Source organism: Alistipes finegoldii DSM 17242 (assembly GCF_000265365.1).
Lineage (GTDB): Bacteria > Bacteroidota > Bacteroidia > Bacteroidales > Rikenellaceae > Alistipes > Alistipes finegoldii.
The window spans coordinates 2,883,181-2,900,368 of record NC_018011.1 but is presented as its reverse complement, the minus strand read 5'-3'; the positions used below and the strand labels follow the sequence as shown (position 1 = coordinate 2,900,368).

The following is a 17,188-nucleotide window of genomic DNA, read 5'->3' as shown; positions in this document are numbered from 1 at the left end:
CCAAAATACCATGTACAGATACGACAACCGTGTGGTCATCACACTCGACGCAGGCGGCACGAACTTGGTGTTCGGCGCCATGCAGGCCAACAAATTCATCGTCGATCCCATCACGTTGCCGTCGAACGCCGACAACTTGGACAAATGTCTGGCAACGATGGTCGAAGGCTTTCAGGCCATCATCGACAAACTGGAGGAGAAACCCGTCGCCATCAGCTTCGCGTTCCCCGGCCCGGCCGACTACCCGAACGGAATCATCGGCGGCTATCTGCCCAACTTCCCCTCGTTCCGCGAAGGCGTGGCGCTGGGGCCGTTCCTCGAATACAAATTCGGCATTCCGGTTTTCATCAACAACGACGGCGACCTCTTCTCCTACGGCGAAGCGCTGGGCGGCGCACTGCCCGAAGTGAACGCCCGGCTCGAAGCGCTGGGAAGCCCCAAACGCTACAAGAATCTGGTGGGCTACACGTTCGGCACGGGTCTGGGCATCGGTATCGTGGTGAACAACGAACTCAACCGCGGCGACAACTCGTGCGTCGAGACCTTTTGTCTCAAGCACAAGAAGATGCCCGACATTATCGTCGAAGACGGCGCCGCGATCCGCGCCGTGAAGCGCGTCTACGGAGAGTTGACGGGCAACCCGAACCACGGGCTGGAACCGAAGGACCTCTGCGATATCGCCGACGGAAAACGCGAAGGCGACACGGAAGCCGCCCGCAAGGCTTTCGCCGAGATGGGCGAGATCGCCGGCGACGCCATGGCTACGGCCGTGACGCTGATCGACGGTCTGATCGTCATCGGCGGCGGCATCACGGGCGCCCGCAAATGGATCATGCCCAGCCTGCTCAAAGAGCTGCGCAGCAAGATGCACACCATCGCGGGCGACGAGCTGAACCGCGTGCAGATGAAGGTTTACGATCTGGACAGCGAAGAGGAGTTCAAGGAGTTCGCCAAAGGCGATCAGCGCACGCTGAAGGTCTACGGAACCGACCGTTACGTGGCTTACGACCCCCAGAAGCGCATCGGCGTCGCTATTTCGAAACTCGGCGCGAGCAACGCCATTTCGGTGGGCGCATACGCGTTCGCCCTGAGCCAGCTCGACGCGCAAAAAGCACAATAAAACTATTATGTATAAGTTCCAACCCATTCTCAAATCGACGATCTGGGGCGGCGAAAAAATCGTCCCTTACAAACAAATCGCATCCGGCCAGACGCAGGTCGGCGAAAGCTGGGAGCTTTCGGGCGTCAAAGGCAACGAATCGGTCGTGGCCGGAGGTCCCGAAGCGGGCACTACCCTGCCGGGCCTGATCGCCCGCCACGGCGCCGCACTGCTCGGCAAAGCCAACTTCGAACGTTTCGGCGAGGAGTTCCCGCTGCTGATCAAGTTCATCGACGCGCGGCAGGATCTCTCGATTCAGGTACACCCCGACGACCGGCTGGCGTGGGAGCGTCACAAGTCGAAAGGCAAAACCGAAATGTGGTATGTCGTGGACGCCGACAAGGGCGCACGGCTCCGGTCGGGATTCGCCAAGCAGGTGACGCCCGCCCAGTACGAAGCCAGCGTCGAGGACAACACCATCACCGACATCCTCGCCGAGTACGAGATACATCCGGGCGACCTCTTCTTCCTGCCGGCAGGCCGCGTCCACAGTATCGGCGCGGGCGCGTTCATCGCCGAGATTCAGCAGACTTCGGACATCACCTACCGTATCTACGACTTCAACCGCAAGGACGCCGACGGCAATACCCGCGAACTGCACACCGAGCTGGCGAAGGGAGCCATCGACTACACCGTGCTGCCCGACTACCGCACCAAGTACGAGCAGGTGCAGGACCGCGAAACGGAACTGGTGTCGTGTCCCTACTTCACCACGTCGCTCTGCGACCTGACCGCTCCGCTGACGCTCGATTACGCGGCGCTCGACTCGTTCGTCGTTGTGATCTGCGTCGAAGGCAAAGGCATGATCGCTGACGACAGCGGCAACGAAATGCCGATCCATCAGGGCGAGACGGTACTGCTTCCGGCTACCGTGAAGTCGCTCCGCGTCGTCCCCGAAGGGAAGCTCAAAATGCTGACCAGCTGCATCAAGTAAATGGAATGCACTCTGACAGATAAATCCGGCGGTTCCGACTGCCGGATTTTTTCATTTTCCGCGGCAACCCCGATAATAAATTTTATCTTCATCGGCTCATTGCATCGTAAAAATAATCGCCCGCCTCGGCAAATCGAGGAAAAAATTTTCTTTTAACAAAATTCCGTTGCAGGACTCCGTTCTTTTTAGTACCTTTGGAGGTGCAACCGAAACACTAAAAAACAGAGGATCTTACGACATGGAGAAGAAACTGCAAGAGATCGCATCGCACTTCGCTTTGGAGGGAGGCATCGCGGCCATAGACTCGCTGGGCGAGGGTTTTATCAACGATACGTTCATCATCCGCACCGAAGGGGAGGCCCCCGATTACATTCTTCAGCGCAAGAACAAAAACATATTTCCCGACGTTCCGGCCATGATGGACAACATCCGCCGGGTTACCGACCACATCCGCCGCGGAGTCATCGCGGCAGGCGGCGATCCCCGGCGCGAAGTGATGACCGTGGTCCCGACCAGAGAGGACGCGCTGTACCACATCGACGGCGACGGCGAATATTGGGCCGTCTCGGTTTTCATCGACGACACCGTCGCCTACAACAAGGCCGATTCGCCCGAACTGGCCCGCAAGGGCGGCGAGGGAATCGGCAAATTCCAAGCCCAGCTGGCCGACTTCACCGAGCCGCTGGCCGAAACGATCAAGGGATTCCACAACATCCGCCACCGCTTCGTGCAGTGGGACGAGGCGCTGAAGCGCGACGCCGCAGGCCGCAAAAAGGAGCTTTCGGAGGAGATCGGCTGGATCGAATCGCGGCGCGGAGAGATGCTCGGCTTCTGGTCCAAGGTCGAGGACGGCACGATTCCGACGCGCGTGACGCACAACGACACCAAGATCAACAATATTCTCTTCGACAGGCAGGGCGAGGTGCTCTGCGCCATCGACCTCGACACGGTGATGGCCTCCACGTCGCTCAACGACTTCGGCGACGCCATCCGCTCCTACGCCAACACGGGCGACGAGGACGACCGCGACCTTTCGCGCGTCGGGCTGTCACTCGAAATGTTCCGGGCCTACACCGAGGGCTACCTCTCGCAGCGGGCCAAACAGCTCACCGACTCCGAAATCGACCATCTGGCTTTCTCGGCCCGATACATCACCTTCGAACAGGTCCTGCGTTTCCTGATGGACTACATCGACGGCGACACCTATTATAAAATCAAATACCCCGGTCACAACCTTGTGCGCACCCACGCCCAGTACCGCCTGCTGCAAAGCATGGAGGAGCATTACGGCGAAATGTGCCGCATCGTACGGGAAACCGTGGACAAATACCGCAAGGCATGACGGAAATACGCAAAATCACGGGCATCGTCCCCACGAACAAGGCTGCCGTCGAAGCGGCTTTCGCCGGCATCGAACCGCAGGCCCTAGCCTGCTGCAACTGGCCGGACCAATTTCCTTACGCGCCGGAGGTTTCGTTCCGCATGTTCCACACGGGCGACTACCTGATGCTGCGCTTCGACGTCGCGGAACGCTGCACGATGGCCCGCGTCACGGAGGACAACGGCGAAGTTTGGACCGATTCGTGCGTGGAGTTCTTCATCGCCCCCGACGACAGCGGCTATTACTACAACTTCGAGTGCAGTTGCATCGGACGCCTGCTGCTGGGCTTCCGCAAGGAGCGCGAGCACCCGGCGCACGCCGCGCCCAAGGTGATGGCCGCCATCCTGCGGAATCCGAGCCTCGGACTGCGGCCGTTCCCCGAACACGAAGGAGACAACCGCTGGTCGGTCGTGCTGGCCATTCCCCCGCAGGCGCTGTTCATGCACGAGCTGAGCGACTGGAGCGGTCTGAAGGCATCGGTGAACCTCTACAAATGCGGCGACAAACTTTCGCAGCCCCATTTCCTTTCGTGGAAGCCGATCGAGACGCCGAAACCCGACTTCCACCGGCCCGATTTTTTCGAACAAATTAAATTTTCAGAGATATGAACAACAAATATTCACTTCCGAAAGACGGCGGCCTGATCGCAGAATCGACGCCGCGCGACATCATCCATCGTTACGAGAAAATTCACACGACGGTCTATGAAAACGAATATCTGGGCGTTCAGTACGTTGCCGACACCATCGTCAAGGCGATCCGCACCTACAACGAACTCCACTGTTCGAACGAAGTCTACGAAGAGCAGCAGCCCTTCGTGCTGGGCCTTACCACGGGCCGCACGCCGCTGGGACTCTACCGCGAGCTGGTGAAACGCCACAAAGAGGGTCTCGTCAGCTTCCGCAACGTTGCCGTATTCAGTCTCGACGAGTTCTACCCCATCCGCTCGACCGAGCAGCAGAGCCGCAACTTCCGCATCCACGAGGATTTCCTCAACCACATCGACATCCTGCCCGAAAACATCCACATTCCCGACGGCACCATCTCCGAGGACAAGGTTTCGGAGTACTGCGCCTCGTACGACCATTCGGTGCGCAAGATCGACCTGATGATTATCGGCGTGGGCGAAGACGGCCAGATCGGATTCAACGAGCCGGGTTCCTACGCCAAGTCGCGCACCCGGCTGGTGCAGCTGACCCACAACACCCGCAAAATCCAGTCGGGCGCATTCTTCGGACTGGACTACACCCCGAAGCTGGCCATCACGATGGGTATCGACACGATCATGCGGGCCGACAAGATCATCCTGATGGCTTGGGGCGAAGAGAAGGCCCAGATCATCCAGAAGGTCGTCGAAGGCGAGATCACGACCCAAGTGCCGGCATCGAACCTGCAGGCCCACCCCAACATCGAAGTCGTAATCGACGAAAACGCCGCCCAGCTGCTCACCCGCGAGCAGACGCCGTGGCTGGTAGGCCCCTGCAAATGGACGCCCAAATTCACCCGCAAGGCCGTGGTGTGGCTCTGCGGCGTGGTGCAGAAACCGATCCTGAAGCTCACCTACAAGGATTACATCGAAAATTCGCTGGGCGAACTGCTCGAACAGGGCCGCGCCTACGACCAGATCAACATCGACGTATTCAACGACCTCCAGCACACCATCACCGGCTGGCCGGGCGGCAAGCCCAACGCCGACGATTCGACGCGCCCCGTGCCGTCGAATCCGTATCCCAAACGCATCGTGATTTTCTCGCCCCACCCCGACGACGACGTGATTTCGATGGGCGGCACGTTCATCCGTCTGGTGCAGCAGGGACACGACGTGCACGTGGCGTATGAAACATCGGGCAATGTCGCCGTACACGACGACGTGGTGCTCCAGAACATCGACACGGCCCGCGAGCTGGGCTACGGCAACCACTACGCCGAAGTCGAGAAGATCATCGCCGGCAAGAAGAAGGGCGAACCCGAACCCCGTCCGCTGCTCGACCTCAAGGGCGCCATCCGCCGTGCGGAGGCCCGCGCCGCCGTGCGCTCGTTCGGGCTGAACCCCGACACCAACGCCCATTTCCTCAACCTGCCGTTCTACGAGACGGGCGGCATCAAGAAGGGACTGCTCACGGAGAAGGACATCGAAATCATCGTCAAACTGCTCCGCGAGGTGAAGCCCCACCAGATTTACGCCGCCGGCGACCTCGCCGACCCCCACGGCACGCACCGCACCGCCATGGAGGCCGTGCTCGGCGCGCTCGACGTGGTGAAGGACGACGAATGGCTCAAGGAGTGCCATCTCTGGCTCTACCGCGGCGCATGGATGGAATGGGACCTCGGCATGGTCGATATGGCGGTGCCCTTGTCGCCCGACGAGCTGATCATGAAGCGTCACGCCATCTACCGCCACCTCTCGCAGAAGGACATCATGCCCTTCCCCGGCAGCGACCCCCGCGAGTTCTGGCAGCGCGCCGAAGAGCGCACGCAGAACACCGCCAAGCTTTACGACAAGCTCGGCATGGCGGAGTATCAGGCGATCGAGGTATTCGTGAAGATGTTCTGACGAGACCCCGCAAATGAAAAACAATCCATAACCCAATAATTCAACCATTCAATCTATGCGACTGATTATCGAAGACACGCAGGAAAACGCAGGCCGCTGGGCCGCGCGCTACATCGTAGAGCAAATCAACAAGAAACAGGCGGCCGGAGGCACCTTCGTACTGGGACTTCCTACGGGTTCGACCCCGCTGACGACATACAAGGAGCTAATCGCGCTGAACAAGGCCGGAAAGGTCTCCTTCAAGGATGTCGTTACGTTCAACATGGACGAGTACGTCGGGCTTCCCGAAGAGCACCCCGAAAGCTACCATTCGTTCATGTGGAACACCTTCTTCAACCACGTGGACATCAACCCGGACAACGTCAATATCCTCAACGGCAACGCCCCTGACCTGCAGAAGGAGTGCGACGAATACGAGGAGAAAATCCGCAAGGCGGGCGGCATCGACCTCTTCATGGGCGGTGTCGGCGAAGACGGACACTTGGCGTTCAACGAGCCGTTCTCGTCGCTCAACTCGCGTACGCGCGTCAAGACGCTGACTTACGACACGCTCGTCGTGAATTCGCGCTTCTTCGACAACGACGTGAACAAGGTTCCCAAGCAGGCCATGTCGGTAGGCGTCGCCACGGTGCTCGATTCGAAGCAGGTGCTGATCCTCGCGCTCGGCCACAAGAAAGCCCGCGCCCTGCAGCAGTGCGTCGAAGGTCCCTACTCGCATGTCTGCACGATTTCGGCCATGCAGGTACACCCGCACGGAATCGTCGTATGCGACGAACCCGCGACCGTCGAACTGAAAGTCGGCACGTACCGCTATTTCAAGGACATCGAGAAAGAGAACCTGATCTGATAATGCCGGAGCGGCCCTTCGGACGGTCGTACGACCCGTCCGAAACCGTATCCGCACATTCCGGAGGCCCGGATTTCCGGCGGGATTTCGCCCCGGCATCCGGACGCTCCCATACAAATAAAATTCCCCGTACGGCAAGGCAGTCCGTACGGGGAATTCGTTTGAGCTGTACTAATCTCCAAACAGCGCGGCTCAACTTATTTCGTCTGTTTCACCAAAGCGATCTCGTCGATGCAGAAATAGGAGGGGCAATTCAGAAATCCGCCGCTCACATCGTTCGACATCACACCGAAACGCAGTTCATCGACAGCACCGAGCGACGAGCAATCGACCTTCACCCAATCGGAAACGATGGATTTCCCGCTGATAAGCACCTGCTCGATCGTTTTTCCTTTGACACCTCCGCTATATCCGGTCACCGAAACCTTGAACCAGTAATCGCTCAGGGAGGATTGGGACTGTCCCGTTACGGTCGCGTTGGCCATATACAGATGGGCGACTTCCCGCCTCTCGCTGAATTCGATCTTGGGCGTATTGTAATCATAAGCGCCGTAATCGTTGAAATAAGCGAGGGCGAATGTCGCGGTATTGTTGGCTCCCGACTTGGTCCACGCCGAAAAATGGCTCCCTTTGTAATCTGGCGACCCGTCGGCCGTCGGAGTCTGCGAATAGTTCTTCGAAAGCGCAAAACCGCCCCAAGTGTCATAGGCTCCGAACTGGTTTTTCGACATGTCGCAAAAATAGGAGCCGAAACCGATCTTTCGGTCAGCAGTCGTGAAGAGGAGTCCGTCGAAAAAATTACCGTTGGCATCCTCTTCGTTCATGTATTCCCTGCCGCACAACACATCGTCGAAGGAGCCGCCGGCCCATTCTCCGACGATCGTCACGGTCCGGAGCGCAGCGGCGTTGCCTTTGAAGTCGAGCATCCCCTCCGCGGGTTCGAAAGAGATCACATCGTACTCGACGGGCGGCGTCTTGGGGCCGTCATCGTCCGAGCAGGCGGCAAAAATGCAAGCAGCTATAAAAATTCAAACTAAATTTTTCATCACGATTCTATAAATAAAAATTATTCCGAATAAACAAGATCATCGATACAGAAATACGTCGGAGCCATCTTGTCACTACACTCGACAGAAAAAATTATTTTTGTCACCACTCCCAATTTATCCAGTCCCACGGTATTCCAATCTGCAACGATTTTGTTATTCGCAGCAAGGGGGACATCAACTTTTCCGGTCTGGGTTTCACCGTCGAAGCCAATAATCGACACGCTGTAATCACTATAATCACCCTTAAGGTGGAGATAGGTCCACGTATTATTGGCAACACGAACCGAAACAGGAGAAACAGGCGTCGAAAACTCAACTGCAGGATTAAATGTATATCCGGGGCCCATTCCCTTCATATCGTATGCAACCGCAAATTTATTCTGACCGTCATCGACTGTCGTATAAACACTAAATTGATTATCTGTCCCCTCGGTCACCTTATCATGGCAGCCGGATATGGCAAACTTGCACCAAGTATCCCATACGCCGCCGAAATCTGAAAAATAAGACAGGAAGGAAGCCTTGCCTTCTTTATAAATAACCCCTTCGAACACCAACGAGCCATCCTCATCAGTAGCCAGCTTCTTACCCCACAAGTATCCGTCAGCACCAAGTTCGGCATCACTAAAAGTTATTGTTTCAACATGGGGGGGGGTCGGCGTCTTGTCATCGTCCGAGCAGGCCGCGAACGCAAGCGCCGCAAAAGCGATCAGTAAAAGTTTTTTCATCTTTCGTTTGTTTAAGTTATCTGTATAAAATAAAAAAATCCGGTCCCGAACTCCCGGAATCGAATCCCCGTTTTACACAGCCCGGCGCATACCTATTATATATGCCGCCTTCACAACAAACGTCCGACACCCAGTGCCACCGTCCGAAGCGCTCCGTTCTCCGCAGAGCCTGTCCGAAAATCGAGAATTCTCCCACCGGGAGACGCAAGGCAGGTCTTCTGGCTCGTTCCTGCCGCTACGCCTTCCCGGCCGGAGCCAGTGGCTAAAGAGTGTGCGGCAATTGACGGAACTTACAGCAGCGGGAACTGCTGCCGATTTACACGGCATTCCCATTTAATCACACGGGGCCTTGCCCGGCCCTTTGTGAACCATTGCGGTGCAAAGTTAGGAAATAAATTCGTATCTTTGCCGTCGCTAACAAAAAATTTAAGCAAAGATTATGAAACACGCATACGTATTTCCGGGTCAGGGTGCCCAAGCAGTCGGTATGGGCAAAGACCTTTACGACAACGTACCCGAAGCGAAGGAGCTGTTCGAGAAAGCCAACGAGATTCTCGGTTTCCGCATCACGGACATCATGTTCGCAGGTACGGACGAGGAGCTGAAGCAGACGAAGGTAACGCAGCCTGCCGTATTCCTCCACTCGGTAATCATGGCCAAGGCGCTCGGCGTAAAACCCGATGCGGCCGCAGGACACTCGCTGGGCGAATTCTCGGCGCTGGTCGTCGCCGGAGCGCTCTCGTTCGAAGACGGCCTGAAACTCGTATCGAAACGTGCTCTGGCCATGCAGGCCGCCTGCGAGGCACAGCCCGGCACGATGGCCGCCATCCTCGGTCTGGACGACAAGACCGTCGAGGATATCTGCGCGTCGATCGACGGCGTGGTCGTGGCCGCCAACTACAACTGCCCCGGACAGCTCGTCATCTCAGGCGCCGTAGAGGCTGTTGAAGCCGCCTGCGAGAAAGCCAAAGCCGCAGGCGCCCGCCGCGCACTGCGTCTGCCCGTGGGCGGAGCGTTCCACTCGCCGCTGATGGAGCCCGCCAAGCAGGAGCTGGAGAAGGCGATCAACGAATCGCCGTTCCAAGCACCCGTCTGCCCCGTATACCAGAACGTGGACGCAAAACCCTATACCGATCCCGCCCAGATCAAAGCGAACCTGATCGCACAGCTGACGGCTCCGGTACGCTGGACCTACATCGTGAAGAACATGCTCGCCGACGGCGTGACGGAGTTCACCGAACTCGGCCCCGGCACTGTACTTCAGGGTCTTATCAAGAAAGTAAACCCCGAAGCAACGGTCGAATCGAAATCGACACTATAAAATAAAAAGGCGCAACGGTAAAAGGAACGGTCTGACAATCAGATCGTTCCTTTTCGTTTAAAAACTTTTGAAACAAAATTTATTAAATTTTATTAAAAACATGTTGCGTTTTTTAAATATACTTATTATATTTGCAAAGGTTTAGTTAAAAATGGGATAGCACGGATGACATCACTCACCGAATTTTTCAACAAACACGAAGACGATACCCTGAAGGGTATTTCACACAAGAACAGTATCATCAAGCGCAACATCATCGCCCACATGGCGGTGAACGGCGAATGCACGCTTTCGGAGCTGACCAAAGAGCTGCATATCAGCGTGCCGACAATCACCAAACTCGTGCAGGAGCTGGTCGATGAGAACATCGTCACGGATCTGGGTAAGGTAGAGACCCCCGGCGGACGCCGTCCCAACATCTTCGGTCTCGCCAACTCGGCTATCTATTTCGCGGGCGTGAACGTCGGACGCGACAACATGACGTTCCTGATCACCGACCTGCAGAACAACATCATCAAGGAGGAGTACGACTACACGTTCGAACTGCTCGACCGTCCGCAGTGCATCGAACGCATCTGCACCAACATCGAAAACTTCATCGCCACCTGCGGCATCGACCGCGGCAAGATTCTGGGACTCGGCGTCTGCATGACGGGCCGCGTGAATCCCGACACGGGCCGCAGCTACAAATACTTCACCACCAGCGAACAGTCGCTGCGCGACCTGCTCGAAGAGCGCGTGGGCATCCGCGTCCTGCTCGAAAACGACACCCGCGCCCGCTGCTACGCGGAGTATACCTGCGGCAAGTCGAAGGACGAGAGCAACGTGCTCTACCTCCACATGGGCCGCGGCGTGGCCATCGGCATCGTCGTGGACGGACAGCTGTACTACGGCAAAAGCGGCTTCGCAGGCGAGTTCGGCCATATTCCGTTCTTCGACAACGAAATCATCTGCTCGTGCGGCAAAAAAGGCTGTCTCGAAACCGAGGTTTCGGGCATCGCCATCGAGGACAAGATGAGCCACCTGATCGAAAGAGGCGTGAACACGATCCTCAAGGAGAAGTACGACAAGCAGAAGAGCATCCATATCGATGACATCATCGCCGCGGCGAAGAACGACGACAACCTTTCGATCGAACTGATCGAAGAGGCGGGCGAAAAGGTCGGCAAGGCCGTCGCCTTCCTCATCAACACGTTCAATCCCGAAACGGTCATCGTCGGCGGCAACATGGCCGCGGCCGGCGACTATATCATGCTGCCCCTCAAATCGGCGACCAACAAATACTCGCTCAACCTCGTCTACAAGGATACCAAATTCCGCGTATCGAAGATGACCGAGAATGCCAACGCTTGGGGCGTGGCGATGCTTATCCGCAACAAGATCATCGGCATCTGATGAACCTCGAAGGCCGGACAACGCGGCTGCGAGCCTTGGAACCGGGCGACATCGACCTGATGTACGCTTGGGAGAACGACACGGCGGTATGGAGCGTCAGCGGCACGCTGACCCCCTTTTCGCGCCACACGCTCGAACGGTTCATTCAGGAACAACAGTTCGACATCTTTCAGACCCGCCAGCAGCGGCTCTTCATCGAGACCCTCGGCGGCATCCCCGTCGGGGCGCTCGACTTTTTCGAGCTGGACCCGATCAACCGCCGGGCAGGCATCGGAATCCTGATCCACGACGACGCGCTGCGCGGCAAAGGCTATGCGTCGGATGCCGTGGAGACGGCATGCCGTTACGCCCGCGAGGTGCTGAACCTGCACCAGCTGTGGTGCAACGTCGGGGCCGACAACGAAGCGAGCCTGCGACTGTTCCGCAGCGCAGGATTCGCCGAAGTCGGCGTCAAACGCGACTGGCTATGGCGGCCGGGCGGCTACGGCGATGAAATTCTGCTGCAGAAAATCCTCGGATAAACGATCGCAATACAATCCGCCCCATAAACGCTCCACCCAGGACAAACACCCGCATCCGGATTTCAGCGCTCCTGCTGGCAATATCGGGCCTGCTGACGCCGCACCCGGCCGCATTCGGCGCAGGCAAAGCACCCAAAACCCATGAACTCACCTTCTCAGGCAAGGCTACTCCCGAACAATACTATGTTCCGGTCTACACCTCGTTCACCGTACCCGAAGGCATCGTAAAGATCAGCGTAACCCAGCATCTCGGTTCGGGCGAAGCGCGTCCGGGCAATCTGGACCTCGGCATCTTCGACGAGCGGGGAGCGGGATTCGAAGGTCCGGGATTCCGCGGCTGGTCGGGCGGCGCACGCCGCAGTTTCGAAATCGGCGAAACGGAAGCCACGCCCGGCTATCTCGCCGGGCGGATCAATCCGGGCCGGTGGACCGTCATCCAGATGCCCACGACGGCAGGGCGCACCACCGACTGGACGCTGAAAATCACCCTTACGGAAGGTCCGCGGGCAAAAAAACTCCCCGCGCCGTCGTACGCGGCTCCGCAATTGAACGACAAACCCGGCTGGTACCGCATCGCACCCCATGTACATACGGTCCACTCGGACGGACGGCTGACGCCGGCCGAAGTCATCGCGCTCGGCAAGGCTTCGGGACTCGACGGCATCGTTTCGACCGACCACAACACCACCTCGGCCCTCCTGCACTGGGGCGAAGTTCAGGACCCGGAATTCCTCGTGATCAACGGCATGGAAGTCACCTACGGTCAGGGACACTGGAACATCTTCGGTCTCGACCCGCACGCATGGATCGACTTCCGGATTCACCACAACGACACGCTCCGCTACCGCAAGGCCGTGGCCAAAGCCCGAAAGGCCGGACGGCTGCTGGTCGCCAACCACCCCTACAACCTCGACTTCCTGTACGACGTAACCCCGATGGACGGCATCGAGGTCTGGAACAGCGCATGGAGTCCCGCCAACGAACGGGCCGTAGAATTATGGCATACCCTGCTCGTGGGCGGCAACCGCAAATTCGCCGTCGCTTCGACCGACTTCCATCGCGGCGGCAACATCGCCTCGCCCCACACGGTCGTCCGCGCCGAAGCGCTTTCCGCCGAGGCGGTCATCGACGCGATCGCCGCAGGCCGCAGCTACATGGCGCGGGACACCTCGGTCGAGATCGGCATGCAGGTCCGCAATTCGGCGACGCCCGTACAGCATGCCGACATCGGCGACACCCTGCTCCGCAGCGGCAAGATGCAGGCCGAGTTCCGGAGCAACACCGCCGGCCGGCTGCGGCTTACGGACCAGCAGGGATGGTTCTCCGACACTTCGATCGCGCCGGGCACCGTCGTCGTCTCCATTCCAGAGCGTTCGCTCTGGATCCGGGCCGAACTCCGCGCCGAGGACGGCAGCATGATCGCCCTGACCAACCCCATTTATATCCAGCATCCGCTGACCACGCAGTCCCTGCTGCCCGAATAAAACGATCGTAACGACATAAAAAGGCCCCATCTTCGGATGGGGCCTTTGCTTGATAGGTTTCGGGGAGTTACTCCAACCGACGCGAGCCGTCGGAGATCACCACCTCATAGACTTTGGGTTCATGGCCGTACTTGGCGTTGAACTTCTCTTTGGCCGTAGCGATGAAGTTGTCGTAAAGCCCGTCTTTCACGAGATTGATCGTGCAGCCGCCGAAGCCGCCGCCCATGATACGCGAACCCGTGACGCCGCACGCCTCGGCGACCTCCGCCAAGAAGTCCAGCTCCTCGCACGATACCTCGTAGTCCTTCGACATGCCCCAGTGGGTTTCGTACATGCGTTTGCCGACAGTTTCGTAATCGCCCTTTTCGAGCGCTTCGCAAACGTCGAGCACGCGCTTCTCCTCGCCGATCACATAGCGGGCGCGCTTGTAATCCTCCTCGGAAATCTTATCCTTAATGGCGTCGAGCTGCTCCATCGTAGCTCCGCGCAGGAACTCCTGTCCGAGCATCTTGGCAACGCGCTCGCACGACGCGCGGCGGTCGTTGTAGGGCGACCCCACCAGCTCGTGCTTCACGCGCGAGTCGAGCAGGACGAGTTTGTAGCCTTTCGGATCGAACGGGAAATAGGCATATTCCAGCGAGCGGCAGTCCAGACGGATCAGGTTGCCCTTCTTGCCGAACACCGAAGCGAACTGGTCCATGATGCCGCAGTTCACGCCGCAGTAATTGTGTTCGGTGGACTGGCCGATCTTCGCCAGCTCGAATTTATCGATTCCGCAGCTGTAGAGATCGTTCAGCGCAAAAGCGTAAGTCGATTCGAGCGCCGCCGACGAAGACATGCCGGCGCCCAGCGGAACGTCGCCCGCGAATACCGTGTCGAAGCCGCCGATCTTGCCGCCGCGCTTCTGAATCTCGCGGCAGACGCCGAAGATGTAACAGGCCCAGCTCTGGGCGGGTTTGTCCGCCTCGTCCAGTCCGAACTCCGCACTTTCGCCGAGGTCCAGCGCATAGGCGCGCACCTTGTCCGTGCCGTTGAGCTTGATGGCCGCGACGATACCCTTATCGACGGCGCCGGGGAAAACGAAGCCCCCGTTGTAATCCGTGTGCTCGCCGATCAGGTTGATACGACCCGGCGAAGCGAAGAGGATAGCCCCGGAGCCGTAAAGCTCTCCGAACTTCTTACTGACTTTTTCTTTCATTGGTTATTGAAGTTTTTTAAGTTAATAAATCGTCTCTGCATCATACGAAGATAGAAAAAAAATCCTGAATTTCCAGCATTTTCCGACCGAAAAATCCATCTATTCGTCATTTTCAGTTTCGTTTCAAAATGCACCGAAAGAGACCAAAGCGGCCGATCATTACGAAAAATTACGCTTTGCAGGGCTTTCAGCTTGTTATTCCGGAAATGTTTTCTAACTTTGTGAAAGTTTCGTTTTATAAGCACTCAACCAACATTTCAAACGATATGACGAAAAAACTCATCCTTGCAGCCGCCATGCTCCTCACCGGAAGCGCCGCGGTCGCCGCACAACCCAAAGTAATTTCGCACCGCGGCTATTGGACCGCCCCCAATTCGGCCCAGAACTCACTGGCTTCGTTCACGAAGGCCGATTCGGTCGGCGTTTTCGGCTCGGAAATCGACGTATGGCTCACGGCCGACGACAAGCTGATCGTCAACCACGACCGCGTCTACAAGGGCACCGACATCAATATGGAGAAATCGACGCTCAAGGAGATCACCTCGATCGTGCTCCCCAACGGCGAGAACATTCCGACGCTCGACGCCTACCTGCGTTTGGTAGCCACCAAGCCCAATACGCGCCTGATCCTCGAAATGAAGTCGCTTTCGGACCTCAAGCGCGAGGATCTCGCAGCTGAAAAGATCATCAAAGCCCTGCGCAAATACAACCTGCTCGACCGCACGGACATCATCGCCTTCTCGATCAATGCCTGTCTTGCGTTCAAGAAGCTGATGCCCGACGGCCGCATCTTCTACCTCAACGGCGATCTGGCTCCCCGCAGCATCAAAAAACTCGGCCTGACCGGTATCGACTACTCGATGAGCGTGCTCCGCAAAAATCCCAAGTGGGTGGAGCAGGCCCATAAAGAGGGCCTCGAAGTCAACGTCTGGACCGTGGACACGGAGGAGGACATGCGCTACTTCATCGACCTCGGCGTGGACTACATCACCACCGATTACCCCGAACGCCTGCAGGCGCTGCTGAAATAACAATTGTGGCCTTATATATAACAGGAGCGGTCCGGTTTTCCCGGACCGCTCCTGTTTTACGAGCCAACTTCCAGCCCGTCCGCCTTATTCGGCATTCCGCTTCAACCATTCCATTCGCCGCATATCGGGCAGATGTTTTACAGAAAAGTTTTCGAACTTCGCTTCGAATCCCTCTCCATCGGGACTGGCAGCCATAAGCCCCACCATAACCGGGGTGTTGTCCTGCAGCCATGCATTTCGCATCATCACATACTCCTTATCGTCGAACGAATAGAATATCTCCACGGCATCGAGCCGCCGTACGGCCTTGATCCACACAAACGGAACCGCTCCATCCTGCGGAATGATGCTCCAATCGCTGGTTCCATGAGTCACGACAGTACTGAGGTTGAATTTTCCGTCAACGAATTCGACGCCCGCCTTAATATAATTCTCGGCATCGATGCGCAGCATCAGTCCCGCTTGATCGAAACGGGTTTTGTAATCACCCGTCACTTTCACTTTCGCTTCGAACTCCCCGCCATAGGTCGCATAACAGAACGGAGCGTCGTCAACCGTGAAACCGTAATGTGAAACCCGCCAGTAGTCGCAATGCGGCGGAACCTGCATCGTAAGAATTCCGTCCTCGGCCGTCCACCGTTCCGGCTCGTTGAACCATTGAATCTTTTCAAGACTCTGGGCGCATGTGACTTCTGCAACCGCCAAAGCCAAGCAAGCCAAAAGTATTTTCCTCATATGTTCGGATTTTTTGATGATTAAATTACCTTTGCAAAGGTACGGCATCCCAACGACCGGAGCAATACTGATTAGTAACCATTCCCAAACTATGAATATCGTAAGCACACTGAACGAAAAACTGCTACGTCAGAATTTCGACGACGAACACTCCGAAGCCCTCCTATGGGAGGAGTGCAGGCAGACGGCACTTGCATACGTGCGGACGGAAAACGCATTGGCCGTGTTGAGTGACCTGCAATCGAATACGAGCCGTATTTACAACGGCAGAACCGCGGTCCGGCTGGGGCTAGCCGAACACACTACCGAAGAAACGATTGCTTCGATCTGGGAAGAAAAAATCTTCGACCGAATACATCCCGACGACCTGCTGGAAAAACACACGCAGGAACTCCGCTTTTTCGGATTCCTGCAAGAAATCCCGATTGCGGAGCGAGTCAACTACTATGTCTCCGGGCAAATTCGCATGCGTGATGCAACAGACATCTACGTCCCGATCCGCCACCGCATGTTCTACATCGGCAGCACCCCGAACGGCAGCCTGCGCATGGCGCTCTGTCTCTACGACTCGGTCTGCACGGTTCAGCCGGATTACACGTTCGTCAATTCTGCCACGGGCGAAATAATATCACCCGAAACACGCCGGTCCGACAACCTGCTGTCGGACCGGGAGAAGGAGGTCCTGCAATTAATCAGTGCCGGCAAAATGAGCAAAGAGATAGCCATACTGCTCTCCATCAGCATCCATACCGTCAACCGCCACCGCCAGAATATCCTGAGCAAGCTGAAGGCCGACACTTCGATCGAAGCATGCCGAATCGCCGAATATATGCACCTTATCTCCTGAAACT

At 57.2% G+C, this 17,188-nt stretch carries 17 protein-coding genes and 1 riboswitch; of the genes, 12 read left to right on the top strand and 5 right to left on the bottom strand.

The window, feature by feature from the left end; all coding sequences use genetic code 11:
* Positions 1-10: 10 nt before the first annotated feature.
* From ALFI_RS12530 to nagB, 6 genes are all read left to right on the top strand, one after another.
* Positions 11-1,120, top strand: coding sequence for an ROK family protein (locus ALFI_RS12530; protein WP_009596960.1), 1,110 nt, complete (start codon positions 11-13; stop codon positions 1,118-1,120).
* Between the two features lie 7 nt (positions 1,121-1,127).
* Positions 1,128-2,093 carry a type I phosphomannose isomerase catalytic subunit gene (locus ALFI_RS12525; protein ID WP_009596958.1) on the top strand — a complete coding sequence of 322 codons (966 nt, stop codon included), beginning with the start codon at positions 1,128-1,130 and terminating at the stop codon, positions 2,091-2,093.
* 238 nt (positions 2,094-2,331) lie between these two features.
* Entirely contained in the window at positions 2,332-3,435 is a 1,104-nt protein-coding gene (locus ALFI_RS12520; RefSeq protein ID WP_014776072.1) for a phosphotransferase enzyme family protein, read from the top strand.
* On the top strand, positions 3,432-4,082 hold the full coding sequence (locus tag ALFI_RS12515; protein WP_014776071.1) for a carbohydrate-binding family 9-like protein: 651 nt from the start codon (positions 3,432-3,434) through the stop codon (positions 4,080-4,082). Before ALFI_RS12520 ends, ALFI_RS12515 begins: the two co-directional genes overlap by 4 nt.
* The gene (locus ALFI_RS12510; RefSeq protein WP_009596991.1) at positions 4,079-6,028 is read left to right on the top strand and encodes a 6-phosphogluconolactonase; all 1,950 of its coding nucleotides are present in this window, start codon (positions 4,079-4,081) and stop codon (positions 6,026-6,028) included. Before ALFI_RS12515 ends, ALFI_RS12510 begins: the two co-directional genes overlap by 4 nt.
* 55 nt (positions 6,029-6,083) lie before the next feature.
* Positions 6,084-6,875, top strand: coding sequence for a glucosamine-6-phosphate deaminase (gene nagB, locus ALFI_RS12505; RefSeq protein WP_014776070.1), 792 nt, complete (start codon positions 6,084-6,086; stop codon positions 6,873-6,875).
* Between the two features lie 197 nt (positions 6,876-7,072).
* Here nagB and ALFI_RS12500 read toward each other — a convergent pair whose 3' ends face one another.
* Positions 7,073-7,801 carry a DUF4465 domain-containing protein gene (locus ALFI_RS12500; protein ID WP_009596974.1) on the bottom strand — a complete coding sequence of 243 codons (729 nt, stop codon included), beginning with the start codon at positions 7,799-7,801 and terminating at the stop codon, positions 7,073-7,075.
* 140 nt (positions 7,802-7,941) lie between these two features.
* Complete coding sequence (locus tag ALFI_RS12495; protein WP_009596984.1) at positions 7,942-8,652, bottom strand: DUF4465 domain-containing protein; 711 nt, start codon at positions 8,650-8,652, stop codon at positions 7,942-7,944.
* A gap of 191 nt (positions 8,653-8,843) precedes the next feature.
* Positions 8,844-9,041, bottom strand: a riboswitch (cobalamin riboswitch).
* Positions 9,042-9,091: 50 nt separating this feature from the next.
* Between ALFI_RS12495 and fabD the strand changes: the two genes are divergently transcribed.
* From fabD to ALFI_RS12480, 3 genes are all read left to right on the top strand, one after another.
* Complete coding sequence (fabD, locus tag ALFI_RS12490) at positions 9,092-9,973, top strand: ACP S-malonyltransferase (protein WP_014776069.1); 882 nt, start codon at positions 9,092-9,094, stop codon at positions 9,971-9,973.
* Between the two features lie 165 nt (positions 9,974-10,138).
* Positions 10,139-11,368: an ROK family transcriptional regulator gene (locus tag ALFI_RS12485; RefSeq protein ID WP_009596990.1), complete on the top strand. Its 1,230-nt coding sequence runs from the start codon at positions 10,139-10,141 to the stop codon at positions 11,366-11,368.
* On the top strand, positions 11,368-11,889 hold the full coding sequence (locus ALFI_RS12480; protein WP_014776068.1) for a GNAT family N-acetyltransferase: 522 nt from the start codon (positions 11,368-11,370) through the stop codon (positions 11,887-11,889). The genes ALFI_RS12485 and ALFI_RS12480 overlap by 1 nt, the downstream gene beginning before the upstream one ends.
* A gap of 193 nt (positions 11,890-12,082) precedes the next feature.
* Here the strand turns inward: ALFI_RS12480 and ALFI_RS17000 are convergent, their stop codons facing one another.
* Positions 12,083-12,277, bottom strand: a complete 195-nt coding sequence (locus tag ALFI_RS17000; protein WP_155835665.1) for a hypothetical protein — start codon at positions 12,275-12,277, stop codon at positions 12,083-12,085.
* 52 nt (positions 12,278-12,329) lie between these two features.
* Here ALFI_RS17000 and ALFI_RS12475 point away from each other — a divergent pair, with 52 nt between their 5' ends.
* Complete coding sequence (locus ALFI_RS12475; protein WP_052312793.1) at positions 12,330-13,373, top strand: CehA/McbA family metallohydrolase; 1,044 nt, start codon at positions 12,330-12,332, stop codon at positions 13,371-13,373.
* Between the two features lie 67 nt (positions 13,374-13,440).
* On the opposite strand, the gene galK is transcribed toward ALFI_RS12475, so the two are convergent.
* Positions 13,441-14,571 (bottom strand): galactokinase, encoded by a 1,131-nt coding sequence (gene galK, locus ALFI_RS12470; protein WP_014776067.1) that lies wholly within the window; start codon positions 14,569-14,571, stop codon positions 13,441-13,443.
* Between the two features lie 266 nt (positions 14,572-14,837).
* On the opposite strand from galK, the gene ALFI_RS12465 reads away from it, so the two are divergent.
* A complete protein-coding gene (locus ALFI_RS12465; protein ID WP_014776066.1) occupies positions 14,838-15,602 on the top strand; it encodes a glycerophosphodiester phosphodiesterase family protein in 765 nt (254 codons plus the stop codon).
* An 84-nt stretch (positions 15,603-15,686) separates the two neighbouring features.
* Here ALFI_RS12465 and ALFI_RS12460 read toward each other — a convergent pair whose 3' ends face one another.
* Positions 15,687-16,337 (bottom strand): DUF1349 domain-containing protein, encoded by a 651-nt coding sequence (locus tag ALFI_RS12460; RefSeq protein WP_014776065.1) that lies wholly within the window; start codon positions 16,335-16,337, stop codon positions 15,687-15,689.
* Between the two features lie 91 nt (positions 16,338-16,428).
* Between ALFI_RS12460 and ALFI_RS12455 the strand changes: the two genes are divergently transcribed.
* A complete protein-coding gene (locus tag ALFI_RS12455; protein WP_009596947.1) occupies positions 16,429-17,184 on the top strand; it encodes a response regulator transcription factor in 756 nt (251 codons plus the stop codon).
* Positions 17,185-17,188 lie beyond the last annotated feature (4 nt).